16 protein-coding genes are annotated in these 20,241 nt (G+C 67.9%); 5 read left to right on the top strand and 11 right to left on the bottom strand.

Features of this window, described 5'->3' with window-relative positions; genetic code table 11:
- Positions 1-360 precede the first annotated feature (360 nt).
- On the top strand, positions 361-1,509 hold the full coding sequence (locus J9611_RS11650) for a four-carbon acid sugar kinase family protein (protein ID WP_211880331.1): 1,149 nt from the start codon (positions 361-363) through the stop codon (positions 1,507-1,509).
- Between the two features lie 176 nt (positions 1,510-1,685).
- The gene (locus J9611_RS11645; protein ID WP_211880329.1) at positions 1,686-2,858 is read left to right on the top strand and encodes a M24 family metallopeptidase; all 1,173 of its coding nucleotides are present in this window, start codon (positions 1,686-1,688) and stop codon (positions 2,856-2,858) included.
- 343 nt (positions 2,859-3,201) lie between these two features.
- On the opposite strand, the gene J9611_RS11640 is transcribed toward J9611_RS11645, so the two are convergent.
- From J9611_RS11640 to leuA, 3 genes are all read right to left on the bottom strand, one after another.
- On the bottom strand, positions 3,202-4,032 hold the full coding sequence (locus tag J9611_RS11640) for an isoprenyl transferase (protein WP_211880420.1): 831 nt from the start codon (positions 4,030-4,032) through the stop codon (positions 3,202-3,204).
- A gap of 56 nt (positions 4,033-4,088) precedes the next feature.
- Positions 4,089-4,844: a DNA repair protein RecO gene (recO, locus tag J9611_RS11635; RefSeq protein WP_211880327.1), complete on the bottom strand. Its 756-nt coding sequence runs from the start codon at positions 4,842-4,844 to the stop codon at positions 4,089-4,091.
- A gap of 183 nt (positions 4,845-5,027) precedes the next feature.
- Positions 5,028-6,767 carry a 2-isopropylmalate synthase gene (gene leuA, locus J9611_RS11630; protein WP_211880325.1) on the bottom strand — a complete coding sequence of 580 codons (1,740 nt, stop codon included), beginning with the start codon at positions 6,765-6,767 and terminating at the stop codon, positions 5,028-5,030.
- Positions 6,768-7,021: 254 nt separating this feature from the next.
- On the opposite strand from leuA, the gene J9611_RS11625 reads away from it, so the two are divergent.
- Positions 7,022-8,974, top strand: coding sequence for a M13 family metallopeptidase (locus J9611_RS11625; RefSeq protein ID WP_211880323.1), 1,953 nt, complete (start codon positions 7,022-7,024; stop codon positions 8,972-8,974).
- Between the two features lie 77 nt (positions 8,975-9,051).
- Here J9611_RS11625 and J9611_RS11620 read toward each other — a convergent pair whose 3' ends face one another.
- From J9611_RS11620 to J9611_RS11600, 5 genes are all read right to left on the bottom strand, one after another.
- Positions 9,052-10,635, bottom strand: a complete 1,584-nt coding sequence (locus J9611_RS11620; protein WP_211880321.1) for an LCP family protein — start codon at positions 10,633-10,635, stop codon at positions 9,052-9,054.
- A gap of 104 nt (positions 10,636-10,739) precedes the next feature.
- Entirely contained in the window at positions 10,740-11,699 is a 960-nt protein-coding gene (era, locus tag J9611_RS11615) for a GTPase Era (protein ID WP_211880319.1), read from the bottom strand.
- Complete coding sequence (locus J9611_RS11610) at positions 11,683-13,026, bottom strand: hemolysin family protein (protein WP_211880317.1); 1,344 nt, start codon at positions 13,024-13,026, stop codon at positions 11,683-11,685. The genes era and J9611_RS11610 overlap by 17 nt, the downstream gene beginning before the upstream one ends.
- Positions 13,023-13,496 carry an rRNA maturation RNase YbeY gene (ybeY, locus tag J9611_RS11605; protein WP_211880314.1) on the bottom strand — a complete coding sequence of 158 codons (474 nt, stop codon included), beginning with the start codon at positions 13,494-13,496 and terminating at the stop codon, positions 13,023-13,025. The genes J9611_RS11610 and ybeY overlap by 4 nt, the downstream gene beginning before the upstream one ends.
- Positions 13,493-14,581 carry a PhoH family protein gene (locus J9611_RS11600; RefSeq protein WP_211880312.1) on the bottom strand — a complete coding sequence of 363 codons (1,089 nt, stop codon included), beginning with the start codon at positions 14,579-14,581 and terminating at the stop codon, positions 13,493-13,495. Before J9611_RS11600 ends, ybeY begins: the two co-directional genes overlap by 4 nt.
- A gap of 409 nt (positions 14,582-14,990) precedes the next feature.
- Here J9611_RS11600 and J9611_RS11595 point away from each other — a divergent pair, with 409 nt between their 5' ends.
- Positions 14,991-15,893, top strand: coding sequence for a GerMN domain-containing protein (locus J9611_RS11595; RefSeq protein WP_211880310.1), 903 nt, complete (start codon positions 14,991-14,993; stop codon positions 15,891-15,893).
- A 75-nt stretch (positions 15,894-15,968) separates the two neighbouring features.
- On the opposite strand, the gene J9611_RS11590 is transcribed toward J9611_RS11595, so the two are convergent.
- The 3 genes from J9611_RS11590 to hrcA all read right to left on the bottom strand — a co-directional run bounded on the left by J9611_RS11590 (position 15,969) and on the right by hrcA (position 19,029).
- Positions 15,969-16,763: a 16S rRNA (uracil(1498)-N(3))-methyltransferase gene (locus J9611_RS11590; RefSeq protein WP_211880308.1), complete on the bottom strand. Its 795-nt coding sequence runs from the start codon at positions 16,761-16,763 to the stop codon at positions 15,969-15,971.
- Between the two features lie 2 nt (positions 16,764-16,765).
- Complete coding sequence (gene dnaJ, locus J9611_RS11585) at positions 16,766-17,893, bottom strand: molecular chaperone DnaJ (RefSeq protein ID WP_211880306.1); 1,128 nt, start codon at positions 17,891-17,893, stop codon at positions 16,766-16,768.
- Positions 17,894-18,015: 122 nt separating this feature from the next.
- The gene (gene hrcA, locus J9611_RS11580; RefSeq protein WP_211880304.1) at positions 18,016-19,029 is read right to left on the bottom strand and encodes a heat-inducible transcriptional repressor HrcA; all 1,014 of its coding nucleotides are present in this window, start codon (positions 19,027-19,029) and stop codon (positions 18,016-18,018) included.
- 253 nt (positions 19,030-19,282) lie between these two features.
- On the opposite strand from hrcA, the gene J9611_RS11575 reads away from it, so the two are divergent.
- Positions 19,283-20,131, top strand: a complete 849-nt coding sequence (locus tag J9611_RS11575; protein ID WP_211880302.1) for a DUF3097 domain-containing protein — start codon at positions 19,283-19,285, stop codon at positions 20,129-20,131.
- Positions 20,132-20,241: the final 110 nt, after the last annotated feature.

The raw sequence follows: 20,241 nt of genomic DNA, 5'->3' as shown, positions 1-20,241 counted from the left end.
CAGGCTGTTTAGCGGTGTCGGGCAACGACCGTTACCGTCCGGCGTCCGGGGACGGGGTAGGGCCAGTTCGGCCGCTGCGCGTCGGCTGTCCTTGGAGCCCGGACCTGAGGCTGGGGTGGTCTCTGGACCATTTTTCTGTCGGTGAGCCCACGCGTTGGGATGGCACGAGGCACACGGACTGTTTCCGGCTGGCACCGGCGGCATGGGAAAGTGTTGACTCGGCTATGCCGGCCGCCGTGCGGGTATCCTCTTCCGCGATCGGAATCGGGGGCATGCAGGCCGGCGGTCACGGGCCGCTGGAGGCCGGTGTCCGAGGTTTCAGAGGTTGCCGCGGCGGGGGCTTGGTGTTCAGTCCGGCTCGTGCGCCGAGCCGCCCGGATCGCCGAGGCGAAAGGCCTGCGCCTGCGCGTGGTGACCCGCAGCGACTCCACGTTACGCGGACACTTCCGCGCGGAACTGGCCGCCGCCTCGCGGGCGCTCGCGGACGCCGGAACACCCGTCGACGGCGTGGTCTTCGTCCCAGCCTTCCTCGAAGCCGGCCGCTACACCGCCGCCGACACCCAATGGGTGGCACACGGCCAGGTCCTGAGCCCGGCCGCGCAGACCGAATACGCCCGGGACCGGACCTTCGGCTACGACGAAACGGACCTCAAAGACTGGGTCCGGGCACGTCTTGGAACCCCTGGCGCCCCGGTGCACAGTGTCTCCCTGGCCGAAGTGCGCGGAAATGACGGCGTCCGGGCCGTCACCGCGAAGCTGGACCGGCTGACCGGAGGCGAGGTCCTCATCGCCAACGCGATGCACCCCACCGATCTCGAAGTGCTCATGCTCGCCATCCTCGCCGCCGAAGAGCACGGCCGACGCATTCTCATCCGCTCCGGGCCCTCCTTCGTCCGGCTCTGCGCGGGCCAAACCCTCCCTGATCCCGTCACCGACGACCAGATCTACCCCTCAGGACCCGGCGCCGAACACGGTCTGATCGTTGTCGGCTCCCACACCGGGCTGACCAACGCCCAACTTGCGGCCGCCCAGCAAACGACACGGCTCACCACCATCGAACTCGACGTCCGTGCAGTGGTCGACCCCGAGCCGGCCACCGCGAGGACCGAAATCCAACGCGCCACCCAAGCCGCCCTCAAAGCCCTCCCACACACAGATGTGCTCCTGCACACGAGCAGAACACTCATCGACCACGGGAGGGAAACCCCGCTGCTGACCAGCCGCGCCATCGCCGACGCACTCACCCGGACCGTGGCCGGGATAGTCAGCCAAACCCGGCCACGGTTTCTGGTGGCAAAGGGCGGCATCACCTCCAGCGACCTGGCCACCCACGCGCTCGGCGTCCGGAAGGCGATCGTCACCGGACAGATGCTGCCGGGACAGATCCCCCTCTGGACGCTGAGCGACGGCGCCCGCCCCGGACTGCCATACGTGGTCTTCCCGGGAAACGTCGGCGGCGAAACAGCCCTCGCACAGGTACTGACAAGGCTCGGCGTTCCGAACACATAATTTTGCAGAAACCCGCTGGCGGATGCCGGGGCGGAATGCCTGCGGCCATCACAATCCGGGACTCCACGGCCGCCCAACACCCGTCGCGGCCGCCGCCGGACCGGAGAGCACCACAAGTTCCCTCACAGAATTCGTCGCATCGGCGACGAATGATAAAACGAAGTCTGGAGTATCCAATGGCAGTTTCGGTACCTTTCGATGAGCAGTACCTCGAGGACCTTATGGAGGGCGCGGGCATTGATGCCCTGCTCGCCACGACAAAACACAACGTGCAGCATCTGCTGGGCGGGTACCGGTTCTTCTTCTTCGCGCATGCTGACGCCACCGGGGTCAGCCGCTACCTTCCTGCCGTCGGAATCGTGCGGGGCAAACTCGATGACTCCTTCTACATCGGAGCAGGTAACGAGGACTGGGGAACCGCGGGCGGAGCAATCTGGGTATCCGACATCCAGAACATCAGCTGGACCAGTATCGACACAGCCCGGGCCGCGGCGGAGGCCCTGGCGAAGCGCGGGCTCGCCCGCGCCACTATTGGAGTTGAGAAGTCATTCATCCCCGCGGACGCCCTCGACACCCTCCGCGAGCTCCTTCCCGAAGCGACATTCGTGGAGGTCCATCCGGTTCTGGAATCCCTTCGCGGGGTGAAGTCCGAAAGAGAGCTTGAACTGGTTCGCATCGCGTCCCATGGCATCATCGATTCAATGCAGGCCTCATTCGGCCTGGTCCAACCCGGAATGACCAAACACGACATCGCCGAGATCTTCCGCCTCGAGCAGACCAAGAGAGGCCTGTTCTACGAATACGCCCTGGTGACGCTCGGCGGAGGATCCATGAACCGGTCTCCGTCCTCCGATGTGTGGCGCTCCGGCACCAGCTTGTCGATCGATTCCGGGGGCATGTACGAGGGATACATCGGCGATCTGTCCCGGATGGCAATCGACACCGAGCCCACCGCACGAATGACCGATCTGCTGGCGCAGATCGAAATCGTGCAGCAGGAGGCGCGGACCGCTGTCGCTGCAGGCAAACGCGGCGGCGATATCTTCGTCACAGCACTCGACACGATCTCGAAGCTGCCTGATGGCGCCAACATGAAATTCGTGGCACATGGAATGGGCCTGATCACCCACGAAGTTCCCCGGCTGACATCAACCGGACCCGTTCCCTATTTCGGGGCGCACGCGAATGATCCGTTGAAGTCCGGCATGGTCCTCTCCATCGAGTCGTGGTTCGAGGACCACGACTCCGGATTCATCAAGCTCGAGGACACATTGATCGTGACCGACGACGGCTGGGAAGCCCCCGGCGACTCCGCACGCGGGTGGAACCGCACCGGCACAAGCCTCTAACCCACCGGCGGGTCCGTCCGGCACACGTCGGACGGACCCGCCGTTTGCCGGGGAACAGTATGGGGCCAGGTGGCGGGAACTCGTCGGAGCTCCCGAAGAATTCCGTAGAGGCTGCCCCGGCTTCATTCTGGGGTTGTGAAGCGAAAACATCAGCCCCCTGTGCCTGGGCTCCGCAGGCTCAGGACTGGTTCTTGTGTCGACCGTTTTGACACGCCTGTGTTGCCGCGCTCAGGACTGTGAGAGGGACGCTGAAGACGGTGACGGGACCATCCCGCCGCTGGGCGGCAGCCCGGGACAGCACTGGGCAATCTGACGGCACTGACCGTTCCGGCGGGGCCATCGACTACGCGGACGGGCTCCCCGCCGCGGGAGCGGCGTCGACGGCCCCGCCGTAGCGGCGGTCCCGCTGGGCATAGATCTCGACGGCGTCCCAGAGCGTGCGCCGGTCCACATCGGGCCAGAGGGTGTCCATGAAGACGAACTCGGCGTAGGCGGACTGCCAGAGCATGAAATTGGAGAGCCGCTGTTCCCCGGAGCTGCGCAGGAAGAGGTCGACATCCGGAAGATCGGGTTCGTCGAGGTACTTCTGGATGGTCTTCTCGGTGATGGATCCCGGCTTGATCCGCCCGGCGGCGACCTCTTCCGCGATGGCGGACACGGCGTCGGCGATCTCGGCCCGGCCGCCGTAGTTGACGCACATGTTCAGGGTGCAGGTGCTGTTGCCGCGGGTGAAGTCCTCGGCTTCCTCCAGCTCGCGGATGACGGAGCCCCACAGCTTCGGCCGCCGGCCGGACCAGCGGATGCGGACCCCCCACTCATCCAGCTGGTTCCGCTGGCGGCGCAGCACGTCCTTGTTGAAACCCATCAGGAAGCGGACCTCCTCGGGGGAACGGCGCCAGTTTTCGGTGGAAAACGCGTAGACGCTCACGTGCTCGATGCCGAGCTCGATGGCGCCGGCCATCACATCCAGCAGGGCCGGTTCCCCGGCCCTGTGCCCTTCAATCCGCGGCAGTCCGCGCTGGTTCGCCCACCGCCCGTTGCCGTCCATGACGATCGCGACATGCCGCGGAATGAACTGCGCCGGGATGGCCGGCGGCACGGCACCGGAGGGGTGCGGATACGGCCTCAGCACCGGCGTACTGCGCGGCCCGGCGGCGCCCGTCCCGCTTCGGATCTTGCTTTGCCCGGTTTTCGCCTGGGTCTTCCCCAGGCCTCTTCCCAATGCCACGGTCAGGTTCGCTCCACATGTTTGAGGGACTTCAGCACCCGTTCCAGGTGCCATTGCAGGTAGCTCGCCACGAGCCCGGCCGCTTCGCGCCGGTGGACCGGCAGGGACGCGTCCGCCGTCGTCCAGTTTCCCGTCAGCAGCGCGCCGAGCAGGACGACAGTCTCCGCGGCGGGGGCCGGGGAACCCGGCGGCCGGCACTCGTGGCACACCATGCCGCCGAGGGGTGCCGAGAAGGCGGTGTGCGGGCCCCGCGCGCCGCAGCGGGCACAGTCGGTGAAGCTGGGGGCCCAGCCGCCGGTGGACAAGGCGCGGAGCAGGTAGGAATCGAGGATGAGCTCGGGGGTGTGCTCCCTGCGGCTCAGCGAGGCCAGGGCGCCCACGAGCAGGTGGTACTGGGCCGTTCCGGATTCGCCGTCGACGTCGGTGAGCTTCTCGGCGGTCTCCGTCATGGCTGCGGCCACGGTGTAGCTGCCGTAGTCCGCGGCGATGCTGCCGCCGTAGGCGCCCTTGGCGACAGCCTGGGTGACGATGTCCAAAGTGCGTCCGGAGACCAACTGGAGGTCAGCGACCATGAAGGGCTCGAGCCGGGCGCCGAAGCGGCTGCTGGTGCGGCGGACCCCCTTGGCCACCGCCCGGACCTGGCCATGGTGCTTGGTCAGCAGGGTGATGATGCGGTCCGCCTCACCCAGCTTGTGGGTGCGCAGCACGACGGCGTCGTCACGGTAGGCGCGCGATGCAAAGGAAGAAGGTTGGGCCACGGTTAATCTTCGCACTGTCTGCGGGTAAACACTGTCATACGGCAAACACCGTCTTCGGTACAGCGCAGTCTTCGGGACAGCACCGCCTTCGGGAAAACCCCGTGTTCGGCACAGCACCCTCTTGGGGACAGCACCGCGCCGCCGGATGTTCCGGCGGCGCGGTGCGGAGCAGCCGCCAAAGGCTTAGGCGCGGGCGTCCCGGATGACCCGGTTTACGGCCGAGATGACGGCCTTGAGCGAGGCCATGCTGGTGTTGGCGTCGATCCCGACGCCCCACAGGACCCGCTCCCCCACGGCGGCTTCAACGTAGGCCGCGGCGAGGGCGCTGCCGCCCTCGGACAGCGCATGTTCGCTGTAGTCCAGCACGCGGACGTCGACGCCGTCTTCGCGCAGGATGCTCAGCAGCGCAGCGATCGGGCCGTTGCCGGTGCCGGTCCGCCGGACCTGGGCGCCGTCGACCTTCAGCGCGGCGGTCAGCGTCATCATGCCGTCCTCGTCGGACTCGGTGCTGACCGAGCCGAGCGCGTAGTGGCCCCACTGCTGGTGGGCCGAGCCGGAGGGCAGGTACTCGTCCTGGAAGACCTGCCAGAGCTGGCCGCCGCTGACTTCGCCGCCGACGGCGTCCGTCTGCTTCTGGATGACGCCGGAGAACTCGATCTGCGCCCGGCGCGGCAGGTCCAGGTTGTGTTCGTTCTTGAGCAGATAGGCGACGCCGCCCTTGCCGGACTGGGAATTGACGCGGATGACGGCTTCGTAGCTGCGGCCGAGGTCCTTCGGGTCAATGGGCAGGTACGGGACCTGCCAGAGGTAGTCGGAGACGTCCTTGCCGGCGGCCGCGGCGTCCTTCTCCAAAGCTTCCAGGCCCTTCTTGATGGCGTCCTGGTGGGAGCCGGAGAACGCGGTGAAGACGAGGTCTCCGCCGTAGGGGGCGCGCTCGGCGACGGGCAGCTGGTTGCAGTACTCCACGGTGCGGCGGATTTCGTCGATATCGGAGAAGTCGATCATCGGGTCGACGCCCTGGACGAACATGTTCAGGCCCAGGGTGACCAGGTCGACGTTGCCGGTCCGCTCGCCGTTGCCGAACAGGCAGCCTTCGATCCGGTCCGCGCCGGCCAGGTAGCCGAGCTCGGCGGCGGCGACGCCGGTGCCGCGGTCATTGTGCGGGTGCAGGGACAGGATGATGCCGTCACGGGGGTGCAGGTTGCGGCTCATCCACTCGATGGAGTCGGCATACACGTTCGGGGTGGCCATCTCGACGGTCGCGGGCAGGTTGATGATGACCTGGCTGTCGGCGGAGGCCTCAAACACGTCGGCGATCGCGTTGCAGATCCGGAGCGCGTAGTCCAGTTCGGTCCCGGTGAAGGATTCCGGCGAGTACTGATAGGTGATGTGCGTGTCCACGAGGGTCTCCTCGTACTTCTTGCACAGCCGGGCACCCTGCAGGGCGATGTCGAGGATGCCGTCCTCGTCCTGGTTGAACACGACGCGGCGCTGCAGGACCGACGTCGAGTTGTAGAGGTGCACGATGGCCTGCCTGGCGCCGACCAGGGACTCGTAGGTCCGCTCGATCAGGTGCTCCCGGGCCTGGGTCAGCACCTGGATGGTGACGTCGTCCGGGATGTGGCCGCCTTCGATCAGCTGCCGGACGAAGTCGAAGTCCGTCTGCGACGCGGAGGGGAAGCCGACCTCGATCTCCTTGTAGCCCATCCGTACCAGCAGCTGGAACATCTTCAGCTTGCGGGCCGGGCTCATCGGGTCGATCAGGGCCTGGTTGCCGTCACGCAGGTCCACGGCGCACCAGCGCGGTGCCTTGGTGATGACTTTGTCCGGCCACGTGCGGTCCGGCAGCTCCACCGTGATCAGGTCCTGGAACGGGACGTAACGGTGGACCGGCATTCCTGAGGGCTTTTGTGCGTTTCGCATTACTATCGGGGCCTTTTCTGTGATTCTTTGATGAAAGGGTGGCCGGGCAACACAAACTCCGCAGCGAGGGTGGGCCTTGCGCTAGATCGCGTCTGAGGCCTCGCCGCGGCAGCTAAGAAGAAGCAGTTCTGCGCGCACCTTTTTACAGTAACACGGGTGCGTAAGATGAAGGAGCCATACCACCGCTATGTCCATTATGCAGACCTGCCGCCGTTGCCAGCTTCGGTGCCGGGCTGCCTCTCAAAGGAGCATCTGTGCCACTTTCGGGGATCGACCTGTCCACTATCGACGCCGGCGTCCGGCCGCAGGATGACCTGTACCTGCACGTCAACGGCGGCTGGCTCAAGAGCACCACGATTCCCGATGACCGCCCCCTGGAGGGCACCTTCACCGCCTTGCGCGACGGCTCGGAGCTGGCCGTGAAGGCCATCATCGAGGAAGCGGCCGGCCGCGGCGGGGCAGCCACCGGCATCGAGCGGAAGATCGGGGACCTCTACAACAGCTTCATGGACGAAGCCGCGGTGGAGGCCAAAGGCCTGGAACCCCTCCGGGAACGGCTCGCCGGCGTGTTCGCCACGACCTCGGTCACGGAACTCATCGCGCTGGCCGGGCGCCTGTTCCGGGCCGACGTCCCGGGGCTCTTTTACATCTATCCCGCCCCGGACGCCGGCAACCCGGACCGGGTCCTGCTCTACACCGGCCAGGGCGGCCTGGGCCTGCCGGATGAGTCGTATTACCGGACGGAGAAGTTCGCGCCGATCATCCAGGCCTACCGCGGGCATGTGAAGACCATGCTCGGCCTGGCCGGGGTGGCCGATCCGGAGGGAGCCGCCGGCCGGGTCGTGGCGCTTGAGACGGCCCTGGCCTCGCACCACTGGGACAACGTCACGCTGCGCGATCCGCAGAAGACCTACAACCTCAAGTCCGCCGCGGAGGCCGCCGGGCTGTTTCCCCTCCTCGCGACCTGGTTCGACGCCGCCGGCATTGTCCCGGAGAAGCGCGGGGAACTGATCGTGAGCACGCCTGACTTCTTCGCCGGGGCGGCAGCGCTGCTGGACACGGAACCGTTGGCCGTCTGGCAGGAGTGGCTCGCCCTGCGGGTCGTCAGCGCCGCCGCGCCGTATCTGCCGGCGGCGTTCGTCGACGCGAATTTCGCCTTCTACGGGACCACCCTCAGCGGCACCCCGCGGAACAAGGACCGCTGGAAGCGGGGCGTCGGCGTCGTCGAGGCCGCCCTCGGTGAGGCCGTCGGGCAGATCTACGTGGCCCGGCACTTCCCGGAGACCCACAAGGCCCGCATGCAGTCCCTCGTGGCGAACCTGATCGCGGCGTACCGCGACTCCATTGCGGGCCTCGCATGGATGGGCGAGGAAACGAAGCTCGAGGCGCTCAAGAAGCTCGGGTCCTTCCGCGCGAAGATCGGCTACCCGGACCAGTGGATCGACTACTCGGCGGTGCAGATCGACCCGGCGGACCTGCTCGGCAACGTGGAGCGTGCCCACAGCGCCGACGTCGACCGCCACCTCGACGAGGTGGGCAAGCCCGTGGACCGTGAGAAGTGGCTCATGACCCCGCAGACCGTGAACGCGTACTACCATCCGCTGCTCAATGAGATCGTGTTCCCCGCCGCCATCCTCCAGCCGCCGTTCTTCACTGCCGACGCCGACGACGCCGTGAACTACGGCGGCATCGGCGCCGTGATCGGCCATGAGATCGGCCACGGCTTCGATGACCAGGGCTCGCAGTACGACGGCGACGGCCTGCTCCGGAACTGGTGGACCGAGGCTGACCGCACCGCGTTCGAGGCGTTGACCGCCCGGCTCGTCTCACAGTTCGATGCGCTCTCCCCCGGCGCCGCTCCGGGCCACCATGTCAACGGCAAGCTGACCCTGGGGGAGAACATCGGCGACCTGGGCGGCCTGACGATTGCCTACAAGGCGTACCTGATCAGCCTGGACGGGCAGGAGCCGGCCGTGCTGGACGGTTTCACGGGGGTCCAGCGGTTCTTCGCCTCCTGGGCGGCGGGCTGGCGGCAGGTCATCCGGGGTGAGGAAGCCATCCGCAGGCTCGCCACGGACCCGCACTCCCCCAACGAGTTCCGCACCAACGCGATCGCGAAGAACCTGGACGCGTTCCACGCGGCCTTCGGCGTCACCGGGCAGGACGGCATGTGGATGCCGCCCGGGGAGCGCGTCAGCATCTGGTAGGAGCTGCTGGGAAAACAGACAATACAGAAGGGCCGGCCATCGGGATTCACCCGATGGCCGGCCCTCCGCCGTTTGGGTCAGCGGGTGATCAGCGCCGGGTTGGCCTGCTGGCAGACCGTGTCCCCGGCCGTCTGGTTGACGATGTCGGACGGCAGCTGCACCGGGGCGGCGCCGGTGGTGGCTGCCGGGACCCCGCCGGCGAAATCAGTGCCCACGTAGACCTGGACGCCGGCGACCCCGGCCGCCGGAAGGACCTGGGCCGCAGGAACCCCGAGCAGGGCGGCAACGTCAGCGGCGACATCGGCAAACCCTGCGCCGTAGTAGACGGCCGTCGTCGCGACGGGCCGCGCGGTCAGCTGGCCGTGCTGGGTGAAGCCCCCGGCCGTGAGGGCCTGCAGGATTTCCTGGGTCCGCGCCGGGACGCCCGAGCCGTTGGCCACCGTGACGGGCTGCAGGGTCTTGTCATACGCCGGGGCGGCGGCGCTGGCGGTCGGCTCCGCGCTGGGGCTGGCGCCGGGTTCGGCGGAAGCGTCCGGCGCCGCCTTCGGGTCGGTCAGGTCGATGTTTTTGCGCATGGCCGCGAAGAGCTGCGAGGCGGCAGGCTCGGCCATCTGCAGCCGGTTGGGGTCGCTCTCGGCCGGGACGGTCGGCACCGCGACAAACGCGACCTTGCCGACGTCGATGTTCTTGAGCCGGTTGCCGACGGCCAGCAGCGTGGGGATGGACGCCAGGCCGTCGTCGATCGTGAGGTTCTTGGTGACCGCATCAGCGATCCCCAGCATCCTGGCCGGGTTGGACAAGGTCCCGTCGTCCTTGATCTTCCGGGTCAGCGAGGACAGGAAGCCCTGCTGCGCCTTGATCCGGCCCAGGTCCCCGCCGTCGCCGAAGGCGTGCCGGGTGCGGACGAACGACAGCGCCTGCTCCCCCTGGACGGTGGACGTGCCCTTCGGGAGCCGCAGCTTCGAATCCGGGTCGTACACGGCATCGCTGACGCAGACCTGCACGCCGCCCACGGCGTTGGAGAGCTCCTTGACCGCGTTGAAGTCGGCCATCATGAAGTGGTCGATTTCCAGGCCGGTGAGCTTGTTGACGGTGTCCACGGCGCAGCCGATGCCGGCCTCGGACATCGCCGCGTTGATCATGACGCCTTTCTGCGCCGGGTACTCCGTGTTGGTTTTCGGGTCCTTGCACTTCGGGATGTCCACCAGCAGGTCGCGGGGGAAGCTGACGACGTTGACGCGTTTGTTGTCGGCAGAGATGTCCAGCAGCATCATGACGTCGGAATGCCCGTAGCCGGTGGCGTCGTCGACGCTGCCGTATTGCGCGTTCTTCCCGTCGCGGGTGTCCGAGCCGAGGACCAGGATCTGCATGCGGTCCGTCGAATCGTTGACGGCACCCTCGGACTTGGTGCTGCCGGCTCCCAGCGACGCCGTGGTGAGGTTGCCCTGCAGCCGGACCGCCCAGTAGGCCCCGAATGCGATGACGCCCACCAGCAGGACGGAGACGACTGCGGTGCCGATTTTCAGCCAGCCGGGTGTCCGGCGGACGACCCCGAGGTGCCGGGCCGGGCCTACGGAAGGATCTTCCGTGTGCCGGGCAGCGGCGCCGGACCGAACCGGCGGGCCGGTTCCGTCTGCACGGTCTTCACGGGGTCGAGACACTTGTTGAGCCTTCCTTCACGAACGGGAGTCAGCCCATTTTAGTGTCCCCGTCTGGGAAAACACCGATGGACGCGACGATGGGAGCGGCGGGCGCCGGAAACCGCTCAGAAACCCAGCTTGACGAGCTGCTTCGGGTCCCGCTGCCAGTCCTTGGCGACCTTGACGTGCAGATCGAGGTAGATGCGGGTGCCCAGCAGCGCCTCGATGCCCTTCCGTGCGGTGGTGCCGACTTCACGGAGCCGGGCGCCGCCTTTGCCGATGATGATGGCCTTCTGGGAGGGCCGTTCGACGTACAGGTTGACCCGGACGTCCAGGAACGGGCTGTCCTCAGGGCGGCCTTCACGCGGCACGATCTCGTCGACGACGACTGCCAGGGAGTGCGGCAGCTCGTCGCGGACGCCTTCCAGGGCGGCTTCGCGGATGAGTTCGGCAACCATCACGGCCTCCGGCTCGTCGGTCAGGTGACCGTCCGGGTACAGCGGCGGCGACGGCGGCATGTAGCCGATCAGCACGTCCGCCACGGTTTCCACCTGGAAGCCGTCCGCCGCGGAGACCGGGACGATGTCCTTCCAGCCCTCCTCGCCCAGGACCGAACGGCCCAGCGCCGCCACGGCGAGCAGCTGCTCCGTGAGGGCCTGGCGGTCCACGAGGTCCGCCTTCGTCACGATCGCGATGACCGGCTTGTTTCCGACGGCGGCGAGCTGCGCGGCGATGAATTTGTCGCCGGGGCCGATCTTCTCGTTGGCCGGGAGGCAGAAGCCGATGGCGTCCACCTCGGAGAGGGTGTCGGCCACGAGATCATTGAGGCGCTTGCCCAGCAGCGTCCGGGGACGGTGCAGCCCCGGCGTATCCACCAGGATCAGCTGGGCGTCGTCCCGGTGCACGATCCCGCGGATGGTGTGCCGGGTCGTCTGCGGCTTGGCCGACGTGATGGCGACCTTCTTGCCGACGAGGGCGTTGGTGAGGGTGGATTTGCCCGCATTGGGCCGTCCCACCAACACCGAGAAACCGGCGCGGTAGCCGCCATAGGCCGCCTCGCCGTCGGACTTATTCTGCTTGCTCACGCGGTACTCCCTGTTGGATTGGTGCGGCCTCGTCGAGAAGGTCTTCAAGGTCAGTTTCATTCGGAACGGCGGCCTTGGCAACGGCCGCCGCAATGATGTGGCTGACGCGGTTCCGCCGCCCCTCCAGCCGGTCGGCCCGGAGGGTCAGCCCGTGGACGTCAACGGTGCTGCCGACGATCGGCACCCGGCCGAGCGCCTTGGCGAGCAGGCCGCCGACGGTGTCCACTTCGTCGTCGTCGAGCTCCAGGTCGAAGAGTTCGCCCAGGTCATCGATGCTCATCCGCGCACTGACGCGGTAGCTTCCGTCCCCCAGCGCCACGGCCTCGGCGCTTTCGGTGTCGTACTCGTCCACGATCTCGCCGACGATCTCCTCGATGAGGTCTTCGAGGGTGACCAGCCCGGCGGTTCCGCCGTATTCGTCGATCACGACCGCGACGTGCGTGGATTCCTTCTGCAGTTCGCGCAGCAGTTCACTGACCGGCTTGGAGTCCGGCACGTAGCGGACCTCGCGGGCCAGTTCGTCGACGACGGGCGGTTCCTGCCCGGGGCCCAGGCGGTGCAGCACGGCGGCGACGTCCTTGAGGTACACGATCCCGAGGACCTGGTCCGTGTCCTCGCCGATGACGGGGATCCGCGAATACCCTGAGCGCAGGAACAGCGACATCGCCCGGTGCAGGCTGGACCCGGAGTCGATGCAGAGGATGTCGGTCCGGGGCACCATGACCGAGCGGACCAGGGTGTCGCCGAAGTCGAAGACGGACTGGATCAGCTCGGCCTCGTTGTCCTCGATCACATCGGATTCGGTGGCACGGTCCACGAGTTCGCGGAATTCCTCTTCGCTGAAGAACGCCTCGCTGTCGGCCGGCGCGCCGGGCGCCACCGCGCTGCCCAGGGTGACCAGCCAGCCCGGGATAGGTCCCAGCACTCCACAGAGCCCATGGATCAGCGGGGCGCTGAAGCGGACCAGGGCGGCGGAGTGGACGCGGCCCAGCTGCCGCGGGGACACCCCCACGATCACGAAACCCACCAGCGCCATGATCCCGGTGGCCAGCAGCCCGGCGAGCCAGACGTTGTCCAGCACGCTGTGCAGCAGCACGGTCACCGCGACGGCGGAGGCCATCTCGAACCAGATCCGCCAGAACCGCAGGGCGCGCATATGGGCCATGGGCTGGGCCATGACGCGTTTCAGCGCGGTGCCGCGGCTGTGCAGGATTGCCTGCTCGGCATCGTGCCGGGGAAGGTAGTTGAAGGCGGACTCCGCCGCGGTCAGCAGGGCGGCAAAGCCGAGGAACACCAGCGCCATGCCGGCAAGGATCGGTGGGGTCACTGAATCGTCTCTGAAGGGGCTTCCTTGCCGGTGAAGGCGGCCAGGAGTTCACGCTGCAGCCCGAACATCTCTTCCTTCTCCTCCGGCTCGGCGTGGTCAAAGCCCAGCAGGTGCAGGATGCCGTGGGTGGTAAGCAGCAGCATCTCGTCCTGGGTGGAGTGTCCCGCGTCCTTCGCCTGGACCTGGGCCACCTGGGGGCAGATCGCGATGTCGCCGAGCATCCCCTGCGGGGTCGGTTTGTCCGGGGTGCCCGGGGTGAGCTCGTCCATCGGGACGGACAGCACGTCGGTGGCGCCGGGCTCATCCATGAGCTCCATATGCAGCTTCTCCATGGCCGGTTCGTCCACCAGCAGGATGGACAGCTCCGCCTGCGGGTGGATGAAGAGACGTTCGAAGATGAACCGGGACAGCGACACCAGCGCGGCTTCGTCGACGGCGATGCCGGACTCGTTGTTGACCTCGATGCTCACGCGCGCTCTCCCCGCTTGTCCCGGGCCACGGAGTGCTTGACCCGGTTTCTCTGGATTTCATCCCAGATGCCGTATGCATTGACGATGTCGCCCACCAGCCGGTGCCGGACGACGTCGGAGGCATCCAGCACCGAGAAGTTGATGTCTTCGATGCCCTGCAGGATCTCCTCGACGATCCGCAGTCCCGAGCGGGTGCCGAATGGGAGGTCCACCTGGGTGATGTCGCCGGTGACCACCATCTTGGAGCCGAAGCCCAGCCGGGTCAGGAACATCTTCATCTGTTCGGGCGTCGTGTTCTGCGCCTCGTCCAGGATGATGAAGGCATCGTTGAGTGTGCGTCCGCGCATATAGGCCAGCGGGGCGACTTCGATGGTGCCGGCGGCCATCAGGCGGGGGATCGACTCGGGGTCCATCATGTCGTGCAGGGCGTCGTAGAGCGGGCGCAGGTAGGGGTCGATCTTGTCGCTGAGGGTCCCCGGGAGGAAGCCGAGCCGCTCCCCGGCCTCGACGGCCGGCCGGGTCAGGATGATGCGGCTGACTTCCTTCTGCTGCAGGGCCTGCACGGCCTTGGCCATGGCCAGGTACGTCTTGCCGGTGCCGGCCGGGCCGATCCCGAAGATCACCGTGTTGGCGTCGATCGCGTCCACGTAGTTCTTCTGGTTCAGTGTCTTCGGGCGGATGGTCCTGCCCCGGGTGGAGAGGATGTTGGTGGTCAGGACTTCGACCGGGTTCTGCAGGGACTGGCTCCGGAGCAGCGACACGAGCTGCTGCAGCACGGCGGGGGTGATGACGGTGCCCCGTGCGACCAGGCCGCGCACCTCGTTGAGCAGGCGCATGATCCGCGGCACGTCGGCGGAGGACCCGCTGATCGAGAGCTCGTTGCCGCGGACATGGAAGTCGACGGCCGGGAACTGGTTTTCGATGAACCGCAAGGCCTCGTCATGGCTGCCGAGGGACTGGACCATCTGATCGGAGTCATCGAACAGGACCACCTCCGTCCGCAGCCCTGGTAGGGAGTGGGGAAATTCACCTGCGGCGCGCCCGCCGGCGCTGATCCGGGCCTTGCCGTTCGTTGCTTCAGTCATGATGTTGGCCCGCGGGCCTCTGGTCCCCTCCAGTTCGGAAATGGTCTGCCCCCTGGTCCGGTCCGACGGTGCTTGCCTTTTCGGTGCTTGCCTTTTCGGTGCTTGCCTTTTCGGTGCTTGCCTTTGCGTTCCGGGGTGCAGCGGGTCCTTCCATCTTACGCCAGCACGGCGTGCCGCCGTTTTAGGTATCAACTTCGTATCGGCCTCATATCGTTCCCGTTGCAGTTGGTCCGCCGGACGGAAAACACGGCCGCCGGTCCGCGCCCGTGTGCCATGCTGGAAATCGGCCGCCGCCGGGGCATCCCACGCAGGAACCCGGCCGTGGGCACGGCAGGAATCGCCCCAGGAAAGGACAGCGGCCATCAGGCAGCGTGGAGTTGGACGAACGGCAGCAGGCGCGCGTCGGGCCGTGCTGGGCCTCATCCTGCCCGCGGCCCTGTTGCTTTCCGGCTGCGTCGCCACTCCCCAGCCGGGTATCACGGACTCCGGCAGCCCCTCACAGTCCGTTTCCGGCGAGGTGCCCGCCGGCGCCCCGACCACCAGCGCGCCGCTGGAAACCACCCAGGCCGCCAACAAGGCCCCGGTCTACTGGATCGGCCGGAGCAACGACAGCGTGTTCCTCTACCGCGAGTTCCGTGATGTGCCGGAGCAGGACAACCCCGTCACCCGGGCCCTGAAGGTGATGATGTCCCAGAAGCCGCTGGATCCGGACTTCTTCACGCCGTGGCAGAACCCGAAGAAGCTGGCCACCTCCATTTCCGGCAAGAACGTGATCACCGTGGACGTGTCAGCTGACGCCTTCAACTCCAATGTGGACGCGGCGATGGCCGAACGCGCCGTCCAGCAGCTCGTCTACACCGCGACGGCGGCCGGCGCCAGCGCCGGCCTCATCGACTCCGGGCAGCAGATCCAGGTGGTGGTGCTCGTGGACGGGCACACCGACTACCTCGCCTTCAACCACGTCCGGCTGGGTTCGCCGACCTCCCGCCGGATGGGGATGGTCGCCCCGGTGTGGATCATCGATCCCCAGGAGGGGGCATCCGTGGACGGCGGAGCGGTCAAGATCAACGGCCGGAGCACCGTTCCGGGCGGGAAGCTGCATTGGGAGGTCCTGCGCGTCGACGGCAGCAACGCCAAGACCCCGTACCTGGACGGCAGCGCCACGGCCTCCGCCGACACGGCCCGGCCCGGCGCGTTCACCCTGCCGGTGAACCTGGGCCCGGGAACTTACGAGGTCCGGGTGTCCCAGCTCGAAGCGGGAATCCCGGCCCAGGACCTCACCCCCGACACCCGCGGCTTCACCGTCAAATAGCCGCCGGCCGGCCGCCGGATAGCCGCCAGATAGCCGCGAGCGGCCTTAGAACAGCCTCGGGCTGCTGCCGGCGTGTTACCAGCGGCCCAGGATGTCGCTGGCCAGCGCGGTCGCGGCGGGCCCGGCGGTGGATGAGCGCAGCACATGATGTCCCAGCAGCGCCGTGACGGCGCCGGCGCCGCACAGCCGTGTCACTTCCCGCGGGCTGATGCCGCCTTCCGGGCCCACAATCAGCAGGATCTCGCGGGGCTGTCCGGCGGGCGTGCCGCCGTCGTTATCCCTGCGCGGCCGGCTGTCCAGCCAGGCCTCGAGCACCTGGCGCAGCGGCCGGACGGCATCCTCGTGCAGGATGACTGCGAGGTCCGCGGCGGCCACGGCCGCCTGCAGCCCGGGGCCGTCGACGGCGGCCCGCACCTCAGGGATCCAGGCCCGGCGCGCCTGCTTGGCGGCCGCCGTGACAACCGACTGCCATTTCGCGTGCGCCTTCGCGGCGCGCTCGGCCTTCCACCGCACGATCGAGCGTTCCGCCTGCCAGGGGATGACCGCGTCGATGCCGAGCTCGGTGGCGGTCTCCGCCGCGAGCTCGTCGCGGTCGCCCTTGGCGAGGGCCTGCACGAGGACAAGGCGGAGCGCCGGCCGGGGCTCCACGGCGACGTCCAGGCACTCCACGGTCAGCTCGCCGGGCGCCGTGGCGGTGACGGTGCCGGTGAGCCGCCTGCCGGCGCCGTCGGCAATGTCGACAGTCTCCCCCACGGCGAGGCGCTTCACCGTGACCGCGTGGCGCGCCTCGGCCCCCTCCAGGACGAAGGTCGAACCGGGGACCTGCGCCTCGAGGGTTCCAGGGGCGGTGAAGAAAACCGGGTTGCTCACCGCTACAGGTTACCGAGCCGGTCCCGCAGCTTGGCGAAGACGCCGCCGCTAGCGGCCAGCTTGCCATCGGTGAACTGTTCGCCGCGCAGCTTCGCGAGCTGCCGGAGCAGGTCCTCCTGGCCGGCGTCGAGCTTGGTGGGCGTGTCCACCTGCAGGTGGACCTTCAGGTCCCCCCGGCCGTAGCCCCGCAGGTGGGTGACGCCGAGTCCGCGCAGGGTGATGACCTCGCCCGACTGGGTCCCCGCCTTGACGTCGATCTCCTGCAGCCCGTCGAACGTGTCGAGGCTGACTTCGGTGCCGAGGGCGGCGGCGCTCATGGGGATGTTCAGGCTCGCGTGCAGGTCGTCGCCGTCGCGCACGTAGGTGGGGTCGTTGTTGACCCGGATCTCCACGTAGAGGTCGCCGGCGGGGCCGCCGGCGGGGCCCGCCTCGCCCTGGCCCGAAAGCTGGATGCGGGTTCCGGTGGCGACGCCGGCGGGAACCTTGACGGTCAGCGAGCGGCGGCTGCGGATCCGGCCCTGGCCGCTGCACTCGTTGCAGGGATCCTTGATGACGGTGCCGAAGCCCTCGCAGCTTCCGCAGGCGGCGGTGGTCATGACCTGGCCGAGGATGGAGCGCACGGCACGCTGGGCCTGGCCGCTGCCGCCGCAGATGTCGCAGCGTTCCGGGTGGCTGCCCGGACGGCAGCAGGATCCTTGGCATGTGGGGCAGGTGACGGCGGTGTCGACCTCGAGCTTTTTGTTGACGCCGAAGACGGCGTCGCGGAGGTCGATCCGTACGCTGATCAGGGCGTCCTGGCCGCGGCGGACCCTGGACGCCGGCCCGGCCTGGCCGCCGGCGCCGAAGAAGGTCTCGAAGATGTCCTGGAAGGCGAAGCCCTGGCCGGCGTAGCTGCCCCCGCCGAAGCCGTTGTCGGTGCCGTTCTCATTGCCGGTGGTGTCGTAGATCCGGCGTTTCTGCGGATCGGAGAGCACCTCGTAGGCGTGGGTGACGGCCTTGAACCGGTCCGAGGCGTCGTGCCCGGGGTTCACGTCCGGGTGCAGGGTCCGGGCCAGCTTGCGGTAAGCCTTCTTGATCTCTTCCCCCGTCGCTTCGCGGGAGACTCCAAGAACGTCGTAATGGCTGCTCAAGATTCGTTTCTCTTCCTCGTTGTACTGCCGGTAAGTGGTACTGCCGGTTAGGGGCAAAAGCCTCGGGTGCGACGGCCACGGGTCGGTCCCCCGGTCCGTCACGGGGCTTCAGGAATGGTTTCTCACGGTCCGAGGATCCTCGAAAGGTAACGGGCCACCGCCCGGACGGCCGCCATGGTGGTGGGATAGTCCATCCGCGTGGGTCCCAGCACACCGACCTTGGCCGTCGCATCCGGGCCGTAACCCGTCGCCACCACGGAGGCCTCGGCGAGCCCGTCGTACGGGTTTTCCCGCCCGATGCTCACCGTCACTCCGCGGGGGTCCTGGGCCATCTCGCTGAGCAGGCGGAGCATGACCACCTGTTCCTCCAGCGCTTCCAGCACGGGGCCGATGCTCAGCGGGAAATCGACGTTGGAACGGGCAAGGTTCGCTGTCCCGGCCATGACCATGCGGTCCTCGCGGCTGCTGGCGGCGAGGGCTTCCAGGCCGCGGGCCAGCGCCTGGGCCGCGGGCCGCCGGAGCGGCTGGCAGCTCGCCACGACGGCCTGCAGGTTCTGCGGCAGCAGGGTCAGCGGGGTGCCGGAAAGGCTGCCGAGGAAGTGGCCCCGCAGCTCTGCGACGGCATCGTCGGGCAGATCCTGGGCGATATCGATGATGCGCTGTTCCACCTTGCCGGTGTCCGCAATCAGGACCGAAAGGACCTTCCTGGGCGCGAGCAGCACGAATTCGATGTGCCGAACCCGCGCGCGGCCCAACAGCGGATACTGCACGACGGCGACCTGGTTGGTCAGCTGCGCGAGGAGCCGCACGGTCCGGTCCAGCACGTCGTCGAGGTCGTCGGAACCCTCCAGCAGCGCCTGGATCGCGCGGCGTTCCGCCGCGGAAAGCGGCTTGACCGCCGAAATCTGGTCCACGAAGAGCCGGTAGCCCTTGTCCGTGGGGATCCGGCCGGCGCTGGTGTGCGGGGCCGTGATCAGGCCCTCGTCCTCCAGTGCCGCCATGTCGTTGCGGATGGTGGCGCTGGACACGCCCAGGTGGTGCCGTTCCACGAGTGCCTTGGAGCCAACGGGCTCGCGGGAATGGACGTAGTCCTCCACGATGGCGCGCAGCACTTCGAGTTTGCGCGGTTCGCTCACGCTCCACCTCCAATCGGCTGTCCCGCATGCGGTGCCGGCCGCTGGCGGCCGGCAAAAGCGGCCCGCGGTTAGCACTCGACATACCTAAGTGCTAACCAGTCTAATATGAGCCGCCGCGTTGTTAGCATTGGATTCGCTCCAGGCGCTGCTCCCGGCCCGTGTTTCCGGGCACAGTTGTTTCCGGGCACAGCCCTGCGGGCCCCGATCGTTTCCTGACCCCCGTACATTCCGAGTGCAAAGCAGTGTGTAAGAGATGTCGTACCAGAACTGGGGACCCCAGGACCTGTCCGCCCCCGCCGCGAAGCAACTGCGCGAGGTCCCGGTGGAGCGGGGCATGGTGCTCGAGGAAGTGCAGACCGGCTGGGTCGGCGCCGTCACGCGCGTCGAGAAGTCCGGCGGGATGCATGTCGTGGCCCTGGAAGACCGCCGGGGCAAGTCCCGGTCCTTCCAGCTCGGCTTCGGTTTCCTGCTCGACGGCCAACCCATCCGCCTGATGCCGCCGTCACCCCGGAAGAGGCCGGCCCCCGCCGGGGCCCGTACCGCGTCGGGTTCGGTCCGGGTGGAGGGCCAGCGCGCCCAGGTGGCGAAGGCGAGCCGGATCTGGGTGGAAGGCAAGCACGACGCCGAACTCGTCGAGAGGGTCTGGGGCGACGATCTCCGGGTGGAGGGCATCGTCGTCGAGCCCCTGCACGGCATTGACGACCTCGCGGGCGCCGTGGCGGCGTTCCGCCCGGGCCCGGGCCGCCGGCTCGGCGTGCTGGTGGACCACCTCGTGCCGGATTCCAAGGAATCCAGGATCGCCGACGCCGTCATGGCATCCCCCGGCGCTGCCGGAAACGTGCTGATCGTGGGCCACCCCTACGTTGACGTGTGGCAGGCCATCCGCCCCGCCGTCCTGGGCATCGACAAATGGCCGGTGATTCCCCGCGGCATGGACTGGAAAACCGGCATCCTGAGGGCCTTCGGCTGGCCGCACAGCACCAAGGAGGACATCGGGCTGGGTTGGCAGAAGCTCCTCGGGGCCGTCCGCAGCTACGCCGACCTGGAACCGTCCCTCCTGGGCCGCGTGGAAGAGGTCATCGACTTCCTCACCGTGCCCTAGGAGAGCGCTGAACAAGGGGCAATCCGGAGATGGGATACGGCTTCCGGGCCGCTCTTCGGAGCTTTGGGCGGCCCGCTGACGGCCTGGGAATGAGAGGCCGGGGCCCGGGA

The sequence above is a fragment of the Pseudarthrobacter albicanus genome (assembly GCF_018224015.1).
In the GTDB taxonomy this organism is placed as follows: domain Bacteria; phylum Actinomycetota; class Actinomycetes; order Actinomycetales; family Micrococcaceae; genus Arthrobacter; species Arthrobacter albicanus.
Note: the sequence above shows the minus strand (reverse complement) of the source record. Positions and strands in the feature narration are given on the sequence as shown.

Coding starts and splice junctions, on each gene's coding strand:
- J9611_RS11575 (WP_211880302.1), top strand. CDS start 19,283: ATGTCGTACCAGAACTGGGGACCCCAGGACCTGTCCGCCCCCGCCGCG.
- J9611_RS11600 (WP_211880312.1), bottom strand. CDS start 14,581: ATGACTGAAGCAACGAACGGCAAGGCCCGGATCAGCGCCGGCGGGCGC.
- J9611_RS11645 (WP_211880329.1), top strand. CDS start 1,686: ATGGCAGTTTCGGTACCTTTCGATGAGCAGTACCTCGAGGACCTTATG.
- leuA (WP_211880325.1), bottom strand. CDS start 6,767: ATGCGAAACGCACAAAAGCCCTCAGGAATGCCGGTCCACCGTTACGTC.